The organism is Caballeronia sp. 11_S32, assembly GCF_056930355.1.
In genome coordinates, this window is the sequence record NZ_JBXOWH010000004.1 from 449,317 (window position 1) to 466,691 (window position 17,375).

Annotated in this window: 17 protein-coding genes; 13 read left to right on the forward strand and 4 right to left on the reverse strand. The window is 63.6% G+C overall.

The annotated features are described in order from the left end of the window. The first annotated feature begins 3 nt into the window (after positions 1-3). From AC1Z32_RS28100 to AC1Z32_RS28130, 7 genes are all read left to right on the forward strand, one after another. Entirely contained in the window at positions 4-1,338 is a 1,335-nt protein-coding gene (locus AC1Z32_RS28100; RefSeq protein ID WP_483482114.1) for an NAD(P)-dependent oxidoreductase, read from the forward strand. 22 nt (positions 1,339-1,360) lie between these two features. Then, entirely contained in the window at positions 1,361-2,647 is a 1,287-nt protein-coding gene (preA, locus tag AC1Z32_RS28105) for an NAD-dependent dihydropyrimidine dehydrogenase subunit PreA (RefSeq protein WP_483482115.1), read from the forward strand. Between the two features lie 67 nt (positions 2,648-2,714). After that, positions 2,715-4,202: an NCS1 family nucleobase:cation symporter-1 gene (locus tag AC1Z32_RS28110; RefSeq protein ID WP_483482116.1), complete on the forward strand. Its 1,488-nt coding sequence runs from the start codon at positions 2,715-2,717 to the stop codon at positions 4,200-4,202. Positions 4,203-4,923: 721 nt separating this feature from the next. Further along, entirely contained in the window at positions 4,924-6,387 is a 1,464-nt protein-coding gene (gene hydA / locus AC1Z32_RS28115; RefSeq protein ID WP_483482117.1) for a dihydropyrimidinase, read from the forward strand. 125 nt (positions 6,388-6,512) lie between these two features. After that, entirely contained in the window at positions 6,513-7,277 is a 765-nt protein-coding gene (locus tag AC1Z32_RS28120; protein ID WP_483482118.1) for a CDP-diacylglycerol diphosphatase, read from the forward strand. 107 nt (positions 7,278-7,384) lie between these two features. Then, positions 7,385-7,660 (forward strand): BrnT family toxin, encoded by a 276-nt coding sequence (locus tag AC1Z32_RS28125; protein ID WP_483482119.1) that lies wholly within the window; start codon positions 7,385-7,387, stop codon positions 7,658-7,660. Beyond that, a complete protein-coding gene (locus AC1Z32_RS28130; protein WP_483483389.1) occupies positions 7,644-7,823 on the forward strand; it encodes a hypothetical protein in 180 nt (59 codons plus the stop codon). Before AC1Z32_RS28125 ends, AC1Z32_RS28130 begins: the two co-directional genes overlap by 17 nt. A gap of 4 nt (positions 7,824-7,827) precedes the next feature. On the opposite strand, the gene AC1Z32_RS28135 is transcribed toward AC1Z32_RS28130, so the two are convergent. The 3 genes from AC1Z32_RS28135 to AC1Z32_RS28145 form a co-directional block, all read right to left on the reverse strand. Further along, positions 7,828-8,160, reverse strand: coding sequence for a hypothetical protein (locus tag AC1Z32_RS28135; protein ID WP_483482120.1), 333 nt, complete (start codon positions 8,158-8,160; stop codon positions 7,828-7,830). A gap of 94 nt (positions 8,161-8,254) precedes the next feature. Further along, a complete protein-coding gene (locus tag AC1Z32_RS28140) occupies positions 8,255-9,496 on the reverse strand; it encodes an aspartate carbamoyltransferase (RefSeq protein WP_483483334.1) in 1,242 nt (413 codons plus the stop codon). Between the two features lie 91 nt (positions 9,497-9,587). Next, a complete protein-coding gene (locus AC1Z32_RS28145) occupies positions 9,588-10,007 on the reverse strand; it encodes a secondary thiamine-phosphate synthase enzyme YjbQ (protein WP_483482121.1) in 420 nt (139 codons plus the stop codon). A 123-nt stretch (positions 10,008-10,130) separates the two neighbouring features. On the opposite strand from AC1Z32_RS28145, the gene AC1Z32_RS28150 reads away from it, so the two are divergent. From AC1Z32_RS28150 to AC1Z32_RS28160, 3 genes are all read left to right on the forward strand, one after another. Next, positions 10,131-10,622: a BON domain-containing protein gene (locus AC1Z32_RS28150; protein ID WP_483482122.1), complete on the forward strand. Its 492-nt coding sequence runs from the start codon at positions 10,131-10,133 to the stop codon at positions 10,620-10,622. A gap of 76 nt (positions 10,623-10,698) precedes the next feature. Next, complete coding sequence (locus AC1Z32_RS28155) at positions 10,699-12,114, forward strand: NfeD family protein (RefSeq protein ID WP_483482123.1); 1,416 nt, start codon at positions 10,699-10,701, stop codon at positions 12,112-12,114. Between the two features lie 3 nt (positions 12,115-12,117). Further along, complete coding sequence (locus AC1Z32_RS28160; protein ID WP_483482124.1) at positions 12,118-12,879, forward strand: slipin family protein; 762 nt, start codon at positions 12,118-12,120, stop codon at positions 12,877-12,879. Here the strand turns inward: AC1Z32_RS28160 and AC1Z32_RS28165 are convergent. After that, positions 12,876-13,412, reverse strand: coding sequence for a carboxymuconolactone decarboxylase family protein (locus AC1Z32_RS28165; RefSeq protein WP_483482125.1), 537 nt, complete (start codon positions 13,410-13,412; stop codon positions 12,876-12,878). The two genes, AC1Z32_RS28160 and AC1Z32_RS28165, sit on opposite strands and share 4 nt — an antisense overlap. A gap of 179 nt (positions 13,413-13,591) precedes the next feature. On the opposite strand from AC1Z32_RS28165, the gene AC1Z32_RS28170 reads away from it, so the two are divergent. The 3 genes from AC1Z32_RS28170 (at position 13,592) to AC1Z32_RS28180 (ending at position 17,365) form a co-directional block, all read left to right on the forward strand. Further along, positions 13,592-14,515: a LysR family transcriptional regulator gene (locus tag AC1Z32_RS28170; protein WP_483482126.1), complete on the forward strand. Its 924-nt coding sequence runs from the start codon at positions 13,592-13,594 to the stop codon at positions 14,513-14,515. Positions 14,516-14,687: 172 nt separating this feature from the next. Further along, complete coding sequence (locus AC1Z32_RS28175) at positions 14,688-15,779, forward strand: HlyD family secretion protein (protein ID WP_483482127.1); 1,092 nt, start codon at positions 14,688-14,690, stop codon at positions 15,777-15,779. 11 nt (positions 15,780-15,790) lie between these two features. After that, positions 15,791-17,365, forward strand: a complete 1,575-nt coding sequence (locus tag AC1Z32_RS28180) for a DHA2 family efflux MFS transporter permease subunit (protein ID WP_483482128.1) — start codon at positions 15,791-15,793, stop codon at positions 17,363-17,365. The last annotated feature ends 10 nt before the right edge of the window (positions 17,366-17,375 follow it).

Below are 17,375 nucleotides of genomic sequence, written 5' to 3' on the forward strand. Positions count from 1 at the left end.
CGTATGACCATCAAAACGACAGGCGATATCGCAAACCATCGCCTTACGCAAGAACAGCTCGCGTGTGAATTCTCGGATATCGCGCCGCTCCTCGATGCGACGGCCGCAGCGGCCGCCGCGAGCCGTTGCCACTACTGCTACGACGCGCCCTGCGTGCAGGCGTGTCCGACGAAGATCGACATTCCCGGCTTCATCCGCAAGATCGGCAATGGCAACCTGAAGGGCGCGGCCGTCGACATTCTCTCGGCCAATCCGCTGGGCGGCATGTGCGCGCGCGTGTGCCCGACCGAAATTCTTTGCGAAGGTAGTTGCGTGCGCAACCATCAGGGCGACGAGCCGGTGAAGATCGGCGCGTTGCAGCGTCACGCGACTGACTCCGCGATGGCGAAGGGCGAGCCCTTGTTCAGGCGCGCGCCGGATACCGGCAGACGCGTCGCGATCGTGGGCGCGGGACCGGCAGGGCTTGCCTGTGCCTATCGGCTTGCGTTGGCAGGACATCGCGCGATCATCTTCGATGCGCGCACGAAGCCCGGCGGCCTCAACGAATACGGCATCGCCGCTTACAAGACGGTCGAGGATTATGCGCAGCGCGAGATCGAATGGCTGTATTCGATTGGCGGCATCGAGATCAGAACGGGCCAGTCGCTCGGCCGCGATTTCACGCTCGACGAGTTGCGCAAGCAGTACGACGCGGTGTTCATCGGCTTCGGTCTCGCGGGCGTACGTGAACTGGCGCTCGAAGGCGAATCGCTCGATGGCGTGATGAACGCGGTCGATTTCATTGAACAAGTGCGTCAGGCCGATGATCTCGCGACGGTGCCGGTCGGCAGGCGCGTGGTCGTGATCGGCGGCGGCAATACGGCTGTCGATGCCTGCGTGCAAAGCCGTAAGCTCGGCGCGACGAACGTGACGATGGCATACCGGCGCAGCATCGAGAACATGAGCGCGACGTGGGCCGAGCGCGAGTTCGCGCAGACGAACGGCGTGACCATTGTCACGCATGCGAAGCCCATGCGACTGATCGGCGATAACGGCGCGGTGACCGGCGTCGAATTCGAGCGTGAGACGGAGCGCTTCGTGATCGAAGCGGACATGGTGCTGAAGGCGATCGGTCAGACGCTCGTGCCCGTCGGCATCGACCGCGAACTGCTGACGCTCGACGGCGGCCGCATCGTCACCGACGAGAACCGTCAGACGACGCTCGCGAAAGTATGGGCCGGCGGCGATTGCGCGACCCACGAAGGACTCGATCTCACCGTGCAGGCCGTGCAGGACGGCAAGCTCGCGGCGGCGTCCATCGACGCCTCGTTCGAGCTGACCGCGATCAAAGCCGCCTGAGCATACAAGGAGAACTACGAACATGGCCGATCTGACTTGCAACATCGCCGGCATCACATCGCCGAATCCCTTTTGGCTCGCGTCCGCGCCGCCGACCGACAAGGCCTATAACGTCAACCGCGCGTTCGAGGCGGGCTGGGGCGGCGTCGTGTGGAAGACGCTGGGCCTCGATCCCCACGTCGTCAACGTGAGCTCGCGTTACGGCGCGGTGCAATGGAACGGTCAGCGCATCGCGGGGCTGAACAACATCGAACTGATCACCGACCGTCCGCTCGACGTGAACCTGCGCGAGATCGAGCAGGTGAAGCGCGACTGGCCCGACCGCGCGCTGATCGTCTCGTTGATGGTCCCGTGCAACGAGAAAGACTGGAAGTGGATTCTCACGCAAGTCGAGGACACAGGCGCGGATGCGGTGGAACTGAACTTCGGCTGCCCGCACGGCATGAGCGAGCGCGGCATGGGCTCGGCGGTGGGACAGGTGCCCGAATATGTGGAGATGGTCACGCGCTGGGTGAAGGAAGGCACGAAGCTGCCGTGCCTCGTGAAGCTCACGCCCAACATCAGCGATATCCGCATGGGCTCGCGCGCCGCGTTCAAGGGCGGCGCGGACGGCGTGTCACTCATCAATACGATCAACTCGATCGTCGCCGTCGATCTCGACCAGATGGCGCCGATGCCGACCGTCGATGGTAAAGGCACGCACGGCGGCTATTGCGGTCCCGCCGTGAAGCCGATCGCGCTGAACATGGTGGCCGAAATCGCGCGCGATCCGGAGACGCCGAACCTGCCCATCTCGGGCATCGGCGGCATTTCATCGTGGCGCGATGCCGCCGAGTTCATGGTGCTCGGCGCGGGCAGCGTGCAGGTGTGCACGGCGGCGATGCATTACGGCTTTCGCATCGTGTCCGATCTCGCCGATGGCCTCTCGAACTGGATGGACGAAAAAGGCTACGCCACGCTCGACGACATTCGCGGGCGCGCGGTGCCGAACGTCACCGACTGGAAGTACCTCAATCTCAAGTACGACATCAAGGCGCGCATCGATCAGGACAAGTGCATCAAGTGCGGGCTGTGTCATATCGCGTGCGAGGACACGTCGCATCAGGCGATCCTGAAGGAGAAGGACGGCAAGCGGCATTTCGAGGTGGTGGATTCGGAATGCATCGGCTGCAATCTGTGCATGCATGTGTGCCCGGTCGAGCAGTGCATCACGATGGAACGCGTCGATGCGGGCGAATATGCGAACTGGACCACGCATCCGAACAACCCCGCGCGTGTCGATGCGGAAGTACCCGCGAAAGCGGCATAAACATAACGTAGCGCTCGTCGTCGTTGAATCCCCATGATCAACCGCACACTCAACCGGAGTGCATCCGATGAATCAGACAGCGCATAACGTCGAGACGAGCAGTCTGTACAACGAGGACCTGGCGCCGACCGGGCCTGCGCAGCGCACGTGGAAGTGGTATCACTTCGCGGCGTTGTGGGTCGGCATGGTGATGAACATAGCGTCATACATGCTGGCCGCGGGCCTGACCGATCAGGGCATGTCGCCATGGCAGGCGGTGATGACGGTTCTGCTCGGCAACGTAATCGTGCTCGTGCCGATGCTGCTGATCGGTCATGCGGGCGCGAAGCACGGCATTCCATACGCGGTGCTCGTGCGCTCGTCGTTTGGCACGCAGGGCGCGAAGCTGCCTGCATTGCTGCGCGCGATTGTCGCGTGCGGCTGGTACGGCATTCAGACGTGGCTGGGCGGCAGCGCCATCTATACGCTTCTGAATATCCTCACGGGCAATGCATTGCACGGCGCGGCGCTGCCGCTCCTCGACATTTCGCTCGGGCAGCTCGCGTGCTTTCTCGTGTTCTGGGCGCTGCAGCTCTACTTCATCTGGCATGGCACTGATTCGATCCGTTGGCTCGAAAGCTGGTCCGCGCCGATCAAGGTCGTGATGTGCGTCGCGCTCGTGTGGTGGGCGACGACGAAGGCGGGCGGCATCGGCTCGATGCTTTCGGCGCCGTCGCAATTCGTCGCGGGCGGCAAGAAGGAGGGGCTTTTCTGGGCGACGTTCTGGCCGGGCCTCACCGCGATGGTCGGCTTCTGGGCGACGCTCGCGCTCAATATCCCCGACTTCACGCGCTTTGCCCGTTCGCAGCGCGATCAGATGATCGGGCAATCGATCGGCCTGCCGGTGCCGATGGCACTGCTTTCCGTGATATCGGTCGTCGTCACGTCGGCGACGGTCGTGATCTATGGCAAGGCGATCTGGGACCCGATCGACCTGACGAGCCGCATGACGGGCATCGGCGTGGGCATCGCGCTCATCATCCTGACGCTCGATACGATGTGCTGCAATCTCGCGGCCAATCTCGTCGGGCCGGCGTACGACTTTTCGAGCCTCTGGCCGAAGGGCATTTCGTATCGCGCGGGCGGCATGATCACGGCGACCATCGCCATCGTCATGATGCCGTGGAAGATTCTCGCGACTACGCAGGGTTATATCTTCACGTGGCTCGTCGGCTATTCGGCGTTGCTCGGGCCTGTCGCGGGCATCATGATGGTGGATTACTTCTTCATTCGCGGCACGCGGCTCGATCATCGCGAGCTTTTTGCCGAAGACGGTGAGTACTCGTATAGCGGCGGCTGGAATGTTGCAGCGGTCGTGGCGCTGCTTGTCGGCGTGCTGCCGAATCTGCCTGGGTTTCTGCATACGGCGTTTCCTGCGTCCTTTCCCGGCGTGCCCGCCTTTTTCAATACGCTCTACACGTATGCGTGGTTCGTGGGGCTTGTGTTGGCGGCCGTCGTTTATGGGTCTTGGATGAAGTTGCGGGGTAGCCCGCGGGCGGGGGTTTTGAGTGCTTGAAGTTTGGTTTCGCCGGATCCCGTTGTGTCTTTGGTCTATTAGCGTTGCCCCTATGCGGGGCGGCAGTCACTTTCTTTGCTGCTGCAAAGAAAGTAACCAAAGAAACAGCTTGTCCCATCCAAAGTGCTTCAAGCCGGCCCCGGCACAGAAGATGGCACGTGGTCCGGCAGTAGCGAGTGCCCTCACAGGCCTAACCGGGCTTGGACCGCGCACGGTCTGACAAGCTAGAACCTTGAGGGCGCTGGTTCAGCACCAAACAGTTCCGGCACAGCGCTACGCGCTGCCGCTGGGTCTACAAGGGAAACCAACGGTGGGCGAATGCAGTGAGATGGAAGCGTTAGCAAGGACGTGTGCGCGGACCCGATGGACCGGTCGGCCGCGCAGCGGGCCGGAGCTATTTCGTGCTGAACCAGTCGGTTAAGCGGTGCGATGTGACAGACCGTGCGCGATCCAAGCCCGGTATGTCCTATGAGGGCACTCGCTACTGCCGGACCACAGCCGTTCTTCTGTGCCGGGGCCGGTGTGAAGCACTTTGGATGGGACAAGCTGTTTCTTTGGTTACTTTCTTTGCAGCAGCAAAGAAAGTGACTGCCGCCCCGCACAGGGGCAGAGCAAATAGACCGACACGAATACAGGATTCCACGCAAACGAAAGCGAAAGCGAAACAACGAAACGCAACGCAACGCAACGTAACGACTACCCACCCCGGAGGGACACTTCAATGCCAACATTGATCCGCGGCGGCACCATCATCGACGCCGACCGCACCTACCGCGCCGATGTGCTCTGCGCAGACCCGCAAGCCGGCGGCACCATCCTGGCCATAGCCCCCGACATAGAAGCGCCTTCCGATGCGCAAACCATCGACGCCGGCGGCCAGTACGTGATGCCCGGCGGCATCGATCCGCATACGCACATGGAGCTGCCCTTCATGGGCACGACCGCGAGCGACGACTTCCATACGGGCACGGCAGCGGGCCTTTCGGGCGGCACGACGAGCATCATCGACTTCGTGATCCCGAGCCCGAAGCAGCCGCTGATGGATGCGTTCAAAGAGTGGCGCGGCTGGGCGGAAAAGGCATCGGCGGACTATGGCTTTCACGTCGCGGTGACGTGGTGGGACGAGTCCGTGCACCGCGACATGGGTCTGCTCGTGCACGAGCACGGCGTGTCGAGCTTCAAGCACTTCATGGCCTACAAGAACGCGATCATGGCCGACGACGAAGTGCTCGTGAACAGCTTCACGCGCTCGCTCGAACTGGGCGCGCTGCCCACCGTGCATGCGGAAAACGGCGAGCTCGTCTTTCAGTTGCAGAAGCAACTATTGGCCAAAGGCTTTAGAGGACCGGAGGCGCATCCGTTGTCGCGTCCGCCCGAAGTGGAGGGCGAGGCGGCCAATCGCGCGATTCGCATCGCGCAGGTGCTCGGCGTGCCGCTCTACATCGTGCATGTGTCGGCGAAGGATGCAGTCGATGTGATCGCGAAGGCGCGCAACGACGGGCTGCGCGTGTTCGGCGAAGTGCTGCCTGGGCATCTCGTGATCGACGAATCGGTATATCGCGATCCCGACTGGACGCGGGCCGCCGCGCACGTGATGAGCCCGCCGTTTCGCACGAGCGAGCATCGCGAGGCGCTGTGGCGCGGGCTGCAATCGGGGCAACTGCACACGACAGCGACCGATCATTGCGTGTTCTGCGCGTCGCAGAAGGCAATGGGCCGCGAAGACTTCACGAAGATCCCCAACGGCTGCGGCGGCGTCGAGGATCGCATGTCGGTGCTATGGCATCACGGCGTCAACATGGGCCGTCTCACGCCGAACGAATTCGTGCGCGTGACGTCGACCAATGCCGCGCAGATCTTCAATCTCTATCCCCGAAAAGGCGCGGTGCAGGTGGGCGCGGACGCGGACCTCGTCGTCTGGGACCCGAACGCGACGCGCACGATTTCCGTGAAGACGCATCATCAGAAGGTCGATTTCAACGTGTTCGAAGGCATGACGGTGCAAGGCGTCGCGACGCACACGCTCACGCGCGGCGCGCTTGCGTGGGCGAACGGCGACCTGCGCGCGGTGCGCGGCGCGGGGCAGTATCTGAAGCGTCCGCCGAACGCGTCGTACTTCGAGGCGGCGCGCGTCGCCAACAAGCTGAAGGAGCCGCATCCGGTGAATCGCGCCGAAGCGGCCTGATTCGCGGTCGATGACGAAGCCCCGCGCCCGTGCGACGCGGGGCTTTGTCACGTTCCGGGGCGCTTTCACGCGCTTGCAAGCATAATCCGGCAGGCTGTCTGTCTTTGCGCCACCGGATCATGCCGATGAAAATCACCAACACACTCCGCTGCCTCGTTGCGCTCGGCGCACTTTCTCTGCCGCTCGCGTGCGCGGCCAATCCGAACGCATTGTGGGAGATCGTCCACGATTATTGCGAGCCCGCGGCCGAGGGCGCGCACGTTCGGCAGAAATGCGCCGATGTCGATCTCGCGGGCGGCTATGCGGTCCTGAAGGATATCGTCGGCGTCGCGCAATATCTGCTGATTCCGACGGCGCGCGTAAGCGGCATCGAAAGCCCCGAACTGCTCCAGCCGAATGCGCCGAACTACTTTCGCGATGCCTGGAAGGCGCGCGTCTACGTGGACCGTGCGCTGCGTCGCACGCTCCCGCGCGATGAGGTTTCGCTCGCAATCAATTCCGCGAGCGGGCGCACGCAGAACCAGTTGCATATTCATATCGATTGCCTCGCGCCCGATGTCGTGCGCGCGCTGCGCGAAGTGGGGCCGGGCATCGGCACGGAGTGGGCACCGCTGCCGGTGAGATTGCGCGGTCATGTGTACAGCGCCATGCGTATCGATGACGCCGATCTCGCGCATACCGATCCCTTCAAGCTCATCGCGCCCTACGCCGCAAGCCGCGGTCAGACGATGGGCGAACAGACGCTGCTGCTCGCGGGCGCGGTGCGCAGCGACGGCGCGCCCGCGTTCTATCTCCTCAACGATCACGTTCAGCCGGGCAACTGGGCGTCGTCGGAAGAGCTTCAGGATCACACGTGTTCGTTGGCCGATCGGTCTATAGAAAAGCCGTAACGGTCGCAGAAGAATGAGGTGACGGTAATGGTTCGGAGTTCGGATCAAGCGTTCCGCAATTCGGAACTTTCGAGCCTTGTCACCTCTACTTCTGGGAACCACAATGAATGCACTTCGAAATTACGTTTGATCCGTTGAAGGACGCGTCTAATCGCATCCGACACGGCGTTTCACTCGAACTTGCAAGAGAGATCGAATGGGACCGTGCCGAGTTGAGAGTGGACGGTCGTCGCGATTATGGAGAGGTTCGCGAAATTGCCGTAGTGCCTATTCGCGGCCATATGTTTTGCGTGGTGTTCACGCTCAGAAACGAGACGCGGCGCATCATCAGCCTGCGCCGCGCAAACAAGAGAGAGGTAAATCAGTATGCGACAAACGTATAAGGGCTTCATCCTTCCCACCGACGAGGAGGATGCGGAGATCAATCGGGGTATCGCATTGGATCCGGATACCTACGAACTTACCGAGGAAGACTTCAAGCAAATGAAACCGTTCGCCGTCTATGAGCGCGAGCGGTTGAAGGCAGACGAGCCTCCCGCAACATGACCGCTCAACTCGCGCCGCGCGCGCCCACGCGATGCGCAAACACCCGCGGCGCGACCACTTCGACACGCGCTTCCGGCATCACGCGTTTCAACGCGCGCAGCGTGAACGCGAGGTCTTCGCTGGCCGTGTCGATTTCGAGCCGCAGCTCGCAGCCTTCGCGTTGTGCCTGACTCACATAAATGCCGAGCGGCGAGTGAAACAGCGCGCGTAGGCGTTCTCGTGACGCATCGCTGTCCGCAAAATGCGCCAGCGCCAGAATGCGCACGCGCTGACACGTGCCGATGCCTTCATCGTGTAATTTTCTGCGGCTGGCAGCCCACGCAAGCGACATATCCATGAGCGTTGCTCCATCACGTTTCCCTTGTGTAGAAGCATAGGCCGGCTTTCGTCAACGTCACGCAAAGAGAGGTTCGCAGCGTGTAAAAAACGTATCAATCGAAGCCCTGGAACACGGCATCGTCCGGGCCGATGGACGCAGGCGATTTCCACGCCGCGTCGCGCATCGAATGGCGCACCTGATGCTCGACGCCGAGCAGCACCGCGAAAATCGCCATGCGCACAGCGATGCCGTTGTCCGTCTGGCGGAAGATAGCGAGGCGCGAGTCGTGGTTCAGATCGGTCGCGAGATCGTTCGCGCCGGGGCGGCTGTCGCGTGGCAGCGGATGCATGATGAGCGTGTCGCGTCCGCACACATCGTCGACGAGCGCCTGATTGATCTGAAAATCGGGCGTATAGCCTTCGATGGACTCATCGGCGAAACGCTCCTTCTGAATGCGCGTCGCATAGACCACGTCCGCGCCCGCCAGACCCGCGCGCAAGTCGCTCGTCTGCTCGATCACATGATCGCCACGCGCGAGGCGATCGACGATATGCGCCGGCATTTCCAGCGAGCGCGGCGACACGAGCGTGAATTTCAGCCCTTTGTAAAGCGAGAGCAGCTTGGCGAGCGAATGCACGGTGCGGCCGTACTTGAGATCGCCGACCATTGCGATATGCGCGCCATCGACGATCTTCCCGAGACGCGAGAACTCGCGCTGGATCGTGTAGAGATCGAGCAGCGCCTGGCTCGGATGCTCGCCGGGGCCGTCGCCCGCGTTGATGACGGGAATGTTCGTCGCCCGCGCGAATTCGGCGACCGAGCCTTGCTCCGGATGTCGCACGACGATCGCGTCCGCGTAGCCGCTTATCACGCGGCTCGTGTCGTAGATCGACTCGCCCTTTGCCATCGACGAGAACGTGAAGCCGGTCGTGTCGCACACCGAGCCGCCGAGCCGCGCGAACGCCGCGCCAAAGCTCACGCGCGTGCGCGTGCTGGCCTCGAAGAACAGGTTGGCGAGCACGGCGCCTTCGAGCACGCGCGTGATCTTCTTGCGCCGCGCGATGGGCTGCATCATGTCCGCGGTGCGGAACAGCGCTTCGGCCGATTCGCGCGAGAACTGGTCGATCGAAAGCAGTTGCGGCCGGCCTTCGAATTCGATTGTTTGATATGCGCTTTGCGTATATGCGCCATTCTCCGGCATGCCCGCGAGAATCTCGCCGACATAACGCGCCGCGATCTCCGGCATCGCGCGCGATTCCGGCGATTCGTCCGGCAGCAACCACGTATCGAGCGCGCGGCGCGAGACGCCGATGCGCGACGCGAACGCATCGCGCGTCATGTTCAGGCGCCGCATGGCGTCGCGAAGAATCGTCTGCTGCTGATGTTGCTGCTCGTGCTGTGGACTCACGTCACCGCTCCAAAATATACGCGGTGCGTATATTAGGTCACTCGCCGATCAGATGCAAGACGAGTTCGCGCTGGTGCTGCGCCGTCCGATGCTCGAACACGTAAATGCCTTGCCACGTGCCGAGCACCATGCGGCCGGCCTCGACGGGAATCGAAAGCTGCACGGTGGTGAGCGCGGTGCGCAGGTGCGCCGGCATGTCGTCGGGGCCTTCGGTGTCGTGCACGTAGCGGCCGGGCGCTTCGGGCGCGACCGACTCGAAATAGCGCTCGAGGTCCGCGCGCACGTCGGGATCGGCGTTCTCCTGAATCAGCAGCGATGCCGACGTGTGCCGGCAAAAGAGCGTGAGCAGGCCGGTGCGGATGTCCTGAAGATCGATCCAGTGATCGATGTCGCGGGTGACTTCGTGCAGGCCGCGCGAGCCTGTCGCGACGGTCAGATGGTGGAGTGCCTGTTTCATGTCGGCCTCGGTGCGTGGAAAGTGGGCGCCACTTCGTGAGTTTACCGGCTTCCCTGCGCGCCGATTCATTCCGGTTCCATGAACTATGCTGTCTGGACGACGGTTCGACGAAAGGCGCGAACGATGACCGAAAGGCTTTCGAACAGGCAAACGGCTTGCGCAATGCTCATCGCCGTGGCGATCGCGCTTCCGGCCGCGACCCGCGCCGACGACGCGCGCGAGAATCGCGGCAGCGATCCCTTCCTGCATGTCTCGAGCGCCATCGCAGATTGCGAAGCGCCGCGCGGCCCGTTCGAGACCGAGCAGGAATGGCTCGACGAGGCGCACTACCGGATCGAGCGCGGCAATAGCTGCTGGATCGCGGGCCGCTGCCGTCTCGCGAACAGTTACAGCTACGACAAGGAGATCGCCGAGAGCGTCACCCGGCGGCTCAATGCGCTGAACGCGTCGCTGCAGTGGCGCGAGAAGACGAGCCTGTGGCTCACGCTGCAGCGCCGCTTCATCTATCTCGACGGCTGCGTGTCGCGCGATTTCGACAAGGCGCGCTTCGTGTCCGCGCTCGGCGAGACGGCCGATGTCGAAAAAGTCATCGACCGCACGACGCGGCGGCCGTGATTGCGTAATTGGCCTAATCTAAAAGAGAGACCAAACACGAGGAGCCGCGGCGCACGCGTGCCGCTGGTTTTCGCCGATGAGAACGAACCTCGCTGACTGGCTGTGGCGTCGCACTCGACGTGCGCTGCGCGCGCTGTTGCTGCTGGCGTTCGCGCTCATGCCGATGAGCGCCGCCATCGCGGCGGCCGCGCCGGCCGTCGTGATCCCGCTGAAGGGCGCAATCGGCCCGGCGAGCGCGGATTTCGTCGTGCGCGCGCTCGCCCGCGCCGCCGATGACCACGCGCAACTCGCGGTGCTCGAACTCGACACGCCCGGCGGACTCGACCTCTCGATGCGCTCGATCATCCAGGCGATCCTTGCCTCGCCGGTGCCGGTGGCCGTGTTCATCGCGCCCGCCGGCGCGCGCGCGGCGAGCGCGGGAACCTACATTACGTACGCGAGCCACATCGCGGCGATGGCGCCCGGCACGAACCTCGGCGCGGCGTCGCCCGTGCAGCTCGGCATGGGCGGAACGGAGCGCGAGCCGGGCGCGGGCAAAGCCGCATCGGGCACCGACACGCAATCGACCGAGACGCGAAAGCAGATGCAGGACGCCGCCGCCTACATACGCGGCCTCGCGCAACTGCGCGGACGCAACGTGCAATGGGGCGAGCGCGCGGTGCGCGAGGCGGTCGCGCTGTCTGCGAGCGAGGCGCTGGAGCAGAAAGTCATCGACCTCATCGCCAACGACGTTCCCGATCTGCTCGCGAAGCTCGACGGCCGTCACGTGACGACCTCGAGCGGCACGCACGTGCTCGCGACGAAAAGCGCGCCCCTCGTCGTACTGCAACCCGACTGGCGCAGCCGCTTTCTCGCAACGATCACGGACCCGAGCGTCGCGCTCATCCTGATGATGATCGGCATGTACGGGCTCTTCTTCGAGTTCGCGAATCCGGGCATGGTGCTGCCGGGCGTCGCGGGCGCGATCTGTCTGCTCGTCGGATTGTTCGCGCTGCAACTGCTGCCGATCAATTTCGTCGGACTGGGGTTGATCGTGCTCGGTCTCGGCTTTCTGGTCGCGGAGATGTTTCTGCCGACGTTCGGCTCGCTCGGCATCGGCGGGGTCATCGCGTTCGCGATCGGCGCGCTCATGCTGATCGATACCGATGTGCCCGGCTTCGGCATTCCGGTCGGTCTCGTCATCGGCCTCGCGCTCTTTACGGCGCTGTTCGTGTTCACCGTGTCGGGCGTCGCGTTGAAGGCGCGCAGGCGGCCTGTCGTGAGCGGCGGCGAAGCGATGCTCGGCAGCATCGGCGTGATGTTGACGCACGAGCCCGGCAGCGGCTGGGCGCGCGTGCAGGGCGAACGATGGCGCGTGCAGGCTGCCGCGCCGCGAGCGTTGCCGCCCGAAGGCGCGCGCGTGCGCGTGATCTCGCGTCATGGCCTCACGCTGACCGTCGAGCCGGTCGAAGACACACGCGAGACTCCTGAACACATCCACGGCGAGGCTTGAAAAATGGGGCTTACATTCGGTTTCAGCGGCATCCTGATCGCGCTCTTCATTTTCATGGTGGCGTCGGCGGTGCGCATCTTCCGCGAGTACGAGCGCGGCGTCGTATTCATGCTCGGGCGCTTCTGGAAAGTGAAGGGGCCGGGCCTCGTGCTCATCATTCCGATCGTGCAGCAGGTCGTGCGCATGGACTTGCGCACTGTCGTGTTCGACGTGCCGCCGCAGGACGTCATCACGCGCGACAACGTGTCGGTGAAGGTGAATGCGGTCGTGTATTTTCGCGTCGTCGATCCGGAGAAGGCGGTGATTCAGGTCGCGCGCTTTCTCGAAGCGACGAGCCAGCTTTCGCAAACCACCTTGCGCGCGATTCTCGGCAAGCACGAGCTCGACGAGCTGCTGTCCGAGCGCGAGCGCCTGAACAGCGACATTCAGCGCGTGCTCGATTCACAGACGGATGCATGGGGCATCAAGGTATCGAACGTGGAGATCAAGGACGTCGACATCAACGAGACGATGATCCGCGCGATCGCCCGGCAGGCCGAAGCCGAGCGCGAGCGCCGCGCGAAGATCATTCATGCGGAAGGGGAGCTGCAGGCGTCCGAGAAGCTGCTGCAGGCGGCGCAGATGCTAGCGCAGCAACCTCAGGCGATGCAGTTGCGCTATCTGCAGACGTTGACGACGATCGCCGGCGACAAGAATTCGACGATCGTCTTTCCGGTGCCGGTCGATATCGTTTCCGCCGTCATCGAGCGCTTCACGAAGGCTTAAGCGAGCCTCGGGAAATCGAGCGTCGTATCGTTCACGCGGTTCACGAGGTTCGTGAAGTTGATGACGCTCATCGCGAACAGCGTGTCGACGACCTGCGCTTCCGAGTAGCCGGCTTCACGCACTTCGTCCAGCCGCGCGGCGTCGACCGTCCCGGTCGAGCCCGCGACATGCCGCACGAAGCGCACGAGCGCATCGCGCTTGGTATTGCCGGTGGCTTCCCCCGCGCGGATCTGCTGCGTTTCCTTTTGCGAGAGCCCGACCATCTTGCCGACGACCGTGTGCGCGGCGGCACAGTAATCACAACCCGAGAGTTCGCTGACGGCGAGCTTGATCGCTTCGACATCCGCCTTGTCGAGGCTGCTCTTCGCGAGGATCGCATCGCCGTTGAGCGCTGCGCCGAGCGCGGCGGGGCTATGCGTGCCGATGGTCGCATAGGCGTTCGGCACTTTGCCCGCGGCCTTCTTGATCGCGGCGAACAGATCGGCGGTTGCGCCCGTGGCTTCGTTGACGTTGATTTGGGAAAGACGTGACATGGTGTGCTCCTTCGTTCAGTGGTTGGCCATCTCGATGGCATGGGTGAACTTTAGGCGCGCGCCTGTCTCGCGTGAATGCTCGCGCGGCTCGTAAAACCGCGCGATCGTCTCAACGTGCGAATGCCGCGTCTTCGTGCCATGATCGTGGCTTCCCGCACGCATCACGCATTTACGCGCACATGGACTATCTGACGAGCCTGAAGGTGTTTTGCACGGTGGTCGAAGCGAAGAGCTTCGCGCGTGCGGCCGACATACTCGGCTTGTCGCCGCCGGTCGTATCGCGCGCGATCGCAGGTCTGGAAGAGCGGCTCGGCAGCCGGCTCTTCAATCGCACGACACGGCAGATCTCGCTCACCGAGACCGCCGAGCGCTTCTTCGCGGACTGCTCGCGCCTGCTCGACGAACTCCAGGCGATGGAAGAGCGCGCATCGAACCGCGCGAGCGAAGCAACGGGCCTGCTGCGGCTCGTTTCGCATACGACCGTGATGATGAGCCGCTATGCGCCGCTCGTCGCGAGCTTCAGGCGGGCGCATCCGCACGTGCGTCTCGACGTGACGCTGACGGAGCGGCCCGTCGATCTCGTCGGCGAAGGCTACGACCTCGCGATCGTGCTGCCGTTCATGCTCTCCACCGACACTGCCGTCACGCGCCTGCTCGAAACCATTCCGCTCGTGCTCGTCGCGAGTCCCGCGTATCTCGCGCAGCGTCCCGCGCCGCGCCATCCGTCCGAACTCGTCGATCATCAGTTCGTGCCGATGTCGCCATCGATCCGCAAGCCAGCGCTGACGTTTCGCATCGGCGGCGAGGAGCTGCGCGTGCCGCTCAATCACGACATCGCGTCGAACAGCGCGGTGTTCAATCGCGAGATGGTGATGCAGGGCTTCGGCATCGGGGTGCTGCCGACCGTGCTCGTCGCGCACGAGGTGGCGGCGGGGCGGCTCGTCACGCTGCTCGACGCCTATGAGCGCGTCGATGCGGCCATCGAGATCCGCATCGCCTACAGCACGCGCGCGCTTCTGCCGGCGAAGGTGCGCGCGTTCATCGAACATGCGGCGCGCTTCTGCGCGGAGGAAGGCACGCCGTCCGACGCTCCGCGAAGCTAAGCCCGAGCCTTGTGCCGCAAGGCTCAGCGCGATTCTTTCCGCCAGCGGTATTCATTCGTGTGTTCCGTGACTGTTGACTTGGTGCATATGCACAACTAGTCTTCCGGGCTATGACGGGCAGCGAATTCGCCCTTTCCTCAATTCAAAATGTGCATATGCACTATAATCGCAAATGACGACTCCTACGACGGAATTACCTTCGGTGGCGGCGCCGACCTTCGCGCGGCCGGCGCGCCGGATCCCCTGGATGCTGCTCGCGCTCGGACTGGTCGGGCTCGCGCTGATCGCCGCGGCGAGCTACTGGGCGCTGGTGCTGCGCTTCGTTCAAACCACCGACGATGCCTATGTCGGCGGCGATGTCACCGTGCTCGCGCCGAAGGTGAATGGCTTCGTCACCGATGTGCTCGTGCAGGACAACCAGCGCGTGAAGGCGGGTCAGGTGTTGATCGCCCTGGATTCGCGCGACTACGACGCGCGCCTCGCGCAAGCCGACGCCGAATTGTCGAGCGCGCGGGCGGCGGTGGTCGAGTTGCAGGCGAAGGATGCGTTGCAGGCGGCCGTGATCAATCAGCAGCAGGCGGAAGTGCGGGCATCGGCGGCGGAGTTGACGCGCAGCGGGCAGGACCGTTTGCGCTATCGCGAGCTCGTCAAGGACGATGCGGTGTCGAACCAGATCGTCGAGCGCGCCGATGCGGACTACACGAAGGCGCAGGCGGCGGTGGATCGCAGCGGCGCATCGCTCGTCGCGGCGAAGCGCCAGTTGAGCGTGATCGAAGCGCAGATCGCGGATGCGCAGGCGCGCGTCGCGACGGCCGAAGCGGCACGACGTGTCGCGGAGCTGAACGTCGAATACACCACGATCCGCTCGCCCGTCGATGGCTACGTCGGCAACCGCACGGCCCGCGTGGGCGTGCTCGCGAACGTGGGCACGTCGCTTCTGACCATCGTTCCGTCGACGGGTCTCTGGATCGATGCGAACTTCAAGGAAGATCAGCTGAAGAAGATGCGCGCAGGCGACGAAGCCGACGTGGAACTCGATGCATCGAGCGTGCCGCTCACGGGCCGCGTCGAAAGCCTCGCGCCCGCGACCGGCGCCACCTTCAGCGTGCTGCCCGCCGAAAACGCGACGGGCAACTTCACGAAAATCGTGCAGCGCGTGCCGGTGCGTATCCGTCTCGATGTGCCGAGGGGTATGGAATCCGTGCTGCGTCCGGGTCTTTCCGCGACGGTCAAGGTTCATGTCGGCAAGCGGTCGAACGGCTGAGGAGCGGGGCGATGACTCACACCGTTCACTTCGATCCCGCGCAACAGCCGATCAGACAGCGCGTGTTCGCGTTCGCGCTGATGTGCCTCGGCTTCTTCATGGCGACGCTCGATATCCAGATCGTGGCTTCGTCGCTGAAGGATATCGGCGGCGGATTGTCCGCGAGTCAGGACGAGTTGTCATGGGTGCAGACGTCCTATCTGATCGCGGAGATTCTCGTCATTCCAATGTCGGGCTGGCTCTCGAAAGTATTCTCCACACGCTGGCTTTTCGTGGCGTCGGCAGTCGGCTTCACGGTCACGAGCATGCTGTGCGGCATGGCGTGGGACATCGATTCGATGATCCTCTTTCGCGGCCTGCAAGGCGCGCTCGGCGCCGCGATGATCCCGACCGTGTTCACGACCGCCTTCGTGCTGTTCCCCGGCAAGCAGCGATTGATTGCATCGACGACTATCGGCGCGCTGGCATCGCTCGCGCCCGCGGTCGGGCCGGTGATCGGCGGCTGGATCACCGATCAGTGGTCGTGGCACTGGCTCTTCTATCTGAACGTGGTGCCGGGCCTCGCCGTCGCGTTGCTCGTGCCGAAGTACGTGCATATCGATGAGCCCGACCTGGCGCTGCTGAAGAAGGGCGATTATCTCGGCATCGCGCTGATGTCGGGCTTTCTCGGCTGTCTGGAATACGTGCTGGAGGAAGGCCCGCGCAAGAACTGGTTCGGCGATGACGTGATCGTCGCGTGTACGTGGATTTCCGCGATCTGCGGCTTTCTCTTTCTCGTGCATGCGTTCACGGCCAAGGACCCGGTGGTGGATCTGCGCGCGCTCGCGGTGCGCAACTTCGCGATCGGCAGTTTGCTGTCGTTCGTGACGGGCATCGGCATCTTCGTTTCGGTGTTTCTGACGCCGGTGTTTCTCGCCCGCGTGCGGGGCTTCGATTCGCTGCATACGGGGCTCGCGCTGCTTTCCGTCGGCTGCTTCCAGTTGCTTTCCATCGGCGTGTACGGCTTCGCGTCGCGCTTCATCGACATGCGCGTGCTGCTTGCGTTCGGTCTCGTCTGCTTCGGCGCGGGCTGCTACTTCTATACGCCGCTCACGCACGACTGGGGCTGGCAGCAATTCCTGCTGCCGCAGGCGTTGCGTGGCATCGGCCAGCAATTCGCGGTGCCGCCCATCGTCACGATGGCGCTCGGTTCTCTGCCACCGTCGCGGCTCAAATCGGCGAGCGGGCTGTTCAATCTGATGCGCAATCTCGGCGGCGCCATTGGCATCGCGGTGAGCGCGACGATGCTCAACGATCGCCTCAACCTGCATTACCTGCGCCTGAACGAGAGCGTGACGACCGGCCGGCCCGTCATCGACGATCTGCTCGCGCGCTCGTCGGCGCATCTTGCAGCCGTCGCGGGCGATGCGCTGGATGCGTCGCAGGCGGGTCTCGCATCGTTGCATGCGCTCGTGATGCGGGAGGCGCTCACGCTGACCTTCGCCGATTGCTTCTATGTGCTCGCGCTGTGCTTTCTCTTCGGCCTGGTGACGGTGATATTCGCGAAGCCGATCACGAGCGCGCCGCCTTCGTCCGATGCGCATTGAACCAGGCCTT

Excerpts from the sequence above, each read along its gene's own strand:
- AC1Z32_RS28175 (WP_483482127.1), top strand. The coding sequence starts at position 14,688 with ATGACGACTCCTACGACGGAATTACCTTCGGTGGCGGCGCCGACCTTC.
- AC1Z32_RS28160 (WP_483482124.1), top strand. The coding sequence starts at position 12,118 with ATGGGGCTTACATTCGGTTTCAGCGGCATCCTGATCGCGCTCTTCATT.
- AC1Z32_RS28125 (WP_483482119.1), top strand. The coding sequence starts at position 7,385 with ATGCACTTCGAAATTACGTTTGATCCGTTGAAGGACGCGTCTAATCGC.
- AC1Z32_RS28110 (WP_483482116.1), top strand. The coding sequence starts at position 2,715 with ATGAATCAGACAGCGCATAACGTCGAGACGAGCAGTCTGTACAACGAG.
- AC1Z32_RS28145 (WP_483482121.1), bottom strand. The coding sequence starts at position 10,007 with ATGAAACAGGCACTCCACCATCTGACCGTCGCGACAGGCTCGCGCGGC.
- AC1Z32_RS28130 (WP_483483389.1), top strand. The coding sequence starts at position 7,644 with ATGCGACAAACGTATAAGGGCTTCATCCTTCCCACCGACGAGGAGGAT.
- hydA (WP_483482117.1), top strand. The coding sequence starts at position 4,924 with ATGCCAACATTGATCCGCGGCGGCACCATCATCGACGCCGACCGCACC.
- AC1Z32_RS28180 (WP_483482128.1), top strand. The coding sequence starts at position 15,791 with ATGACTCACACCGTTCACTTCGATCCCGCGCAACAGCCGATCAGACAG.
- AC1Z32_RS28135 (WP_483482120.1), bottom strand. The coding sequence starts at position 8,160 with ATGGATATGTCGCTTGCGTGGGCTGCCAGCCGCAGAAAATTACACGAT.
- AC1Z32_RS28155 (WP_483482123.1), top strand. The coding sequence starts at position 10,699 with ATGAGAACGAACCTCGCTGACTGGCTGTGGCGTCGCACTCGACGTGCG.
- AC1Z32_RS28120 (WP_483482118.1), top strand. The coding sequence starts at position 6,513 with ATGAAAATCACCAACACACTCCGCTGCCTCGTTGCGCTCGGCGCACTT.
- AC1Z32_RS28140 (WP_483483334.1), bottom strand. The coding sequence starts at position 9,496 with ATGCGGCGCCTGAACATGACGCGCGATGCGTTCGCGTCGCGCATCGGC.
- preA (WP_483482115.1), top strand. The coding sequence starts at position 1,361 with ATGGCCGATCTGACTTGCAACATCGCCGGCATCACATCGCCGAATCCC.
- AC1Z32_RS28150 (WP_483482122.1), top strand. The coding sequence starts at position 10,131 with ATGACCGAAAGGCTTTCGAACAGGCAAACGGCTTGCGCAATGCTCATC.
- AC1Z32_RS28170 (WP_483482126.1), top strand. The coding sequence starts at position 13,592 with ATGGACTATCTGACGAGCCTGAAGGTGTTTTGCACGGTGGTCGAAGCG.
- AC1Z32_RS28165 (WP_483482125.1), bottom strand. The coding sequence starts at position 13,412 with ATGTCACGTCTTTCCCAAATCAACGTCAACGAAGCCACGGGCGCAACC.
- AC1Z32_RS28100 (WP_483482114.1), top strand. The coding sequence starts at position 4 with ATGACCATCAAAACGACAGGCGATATCGCAAACCATCGCCTTACGCAA.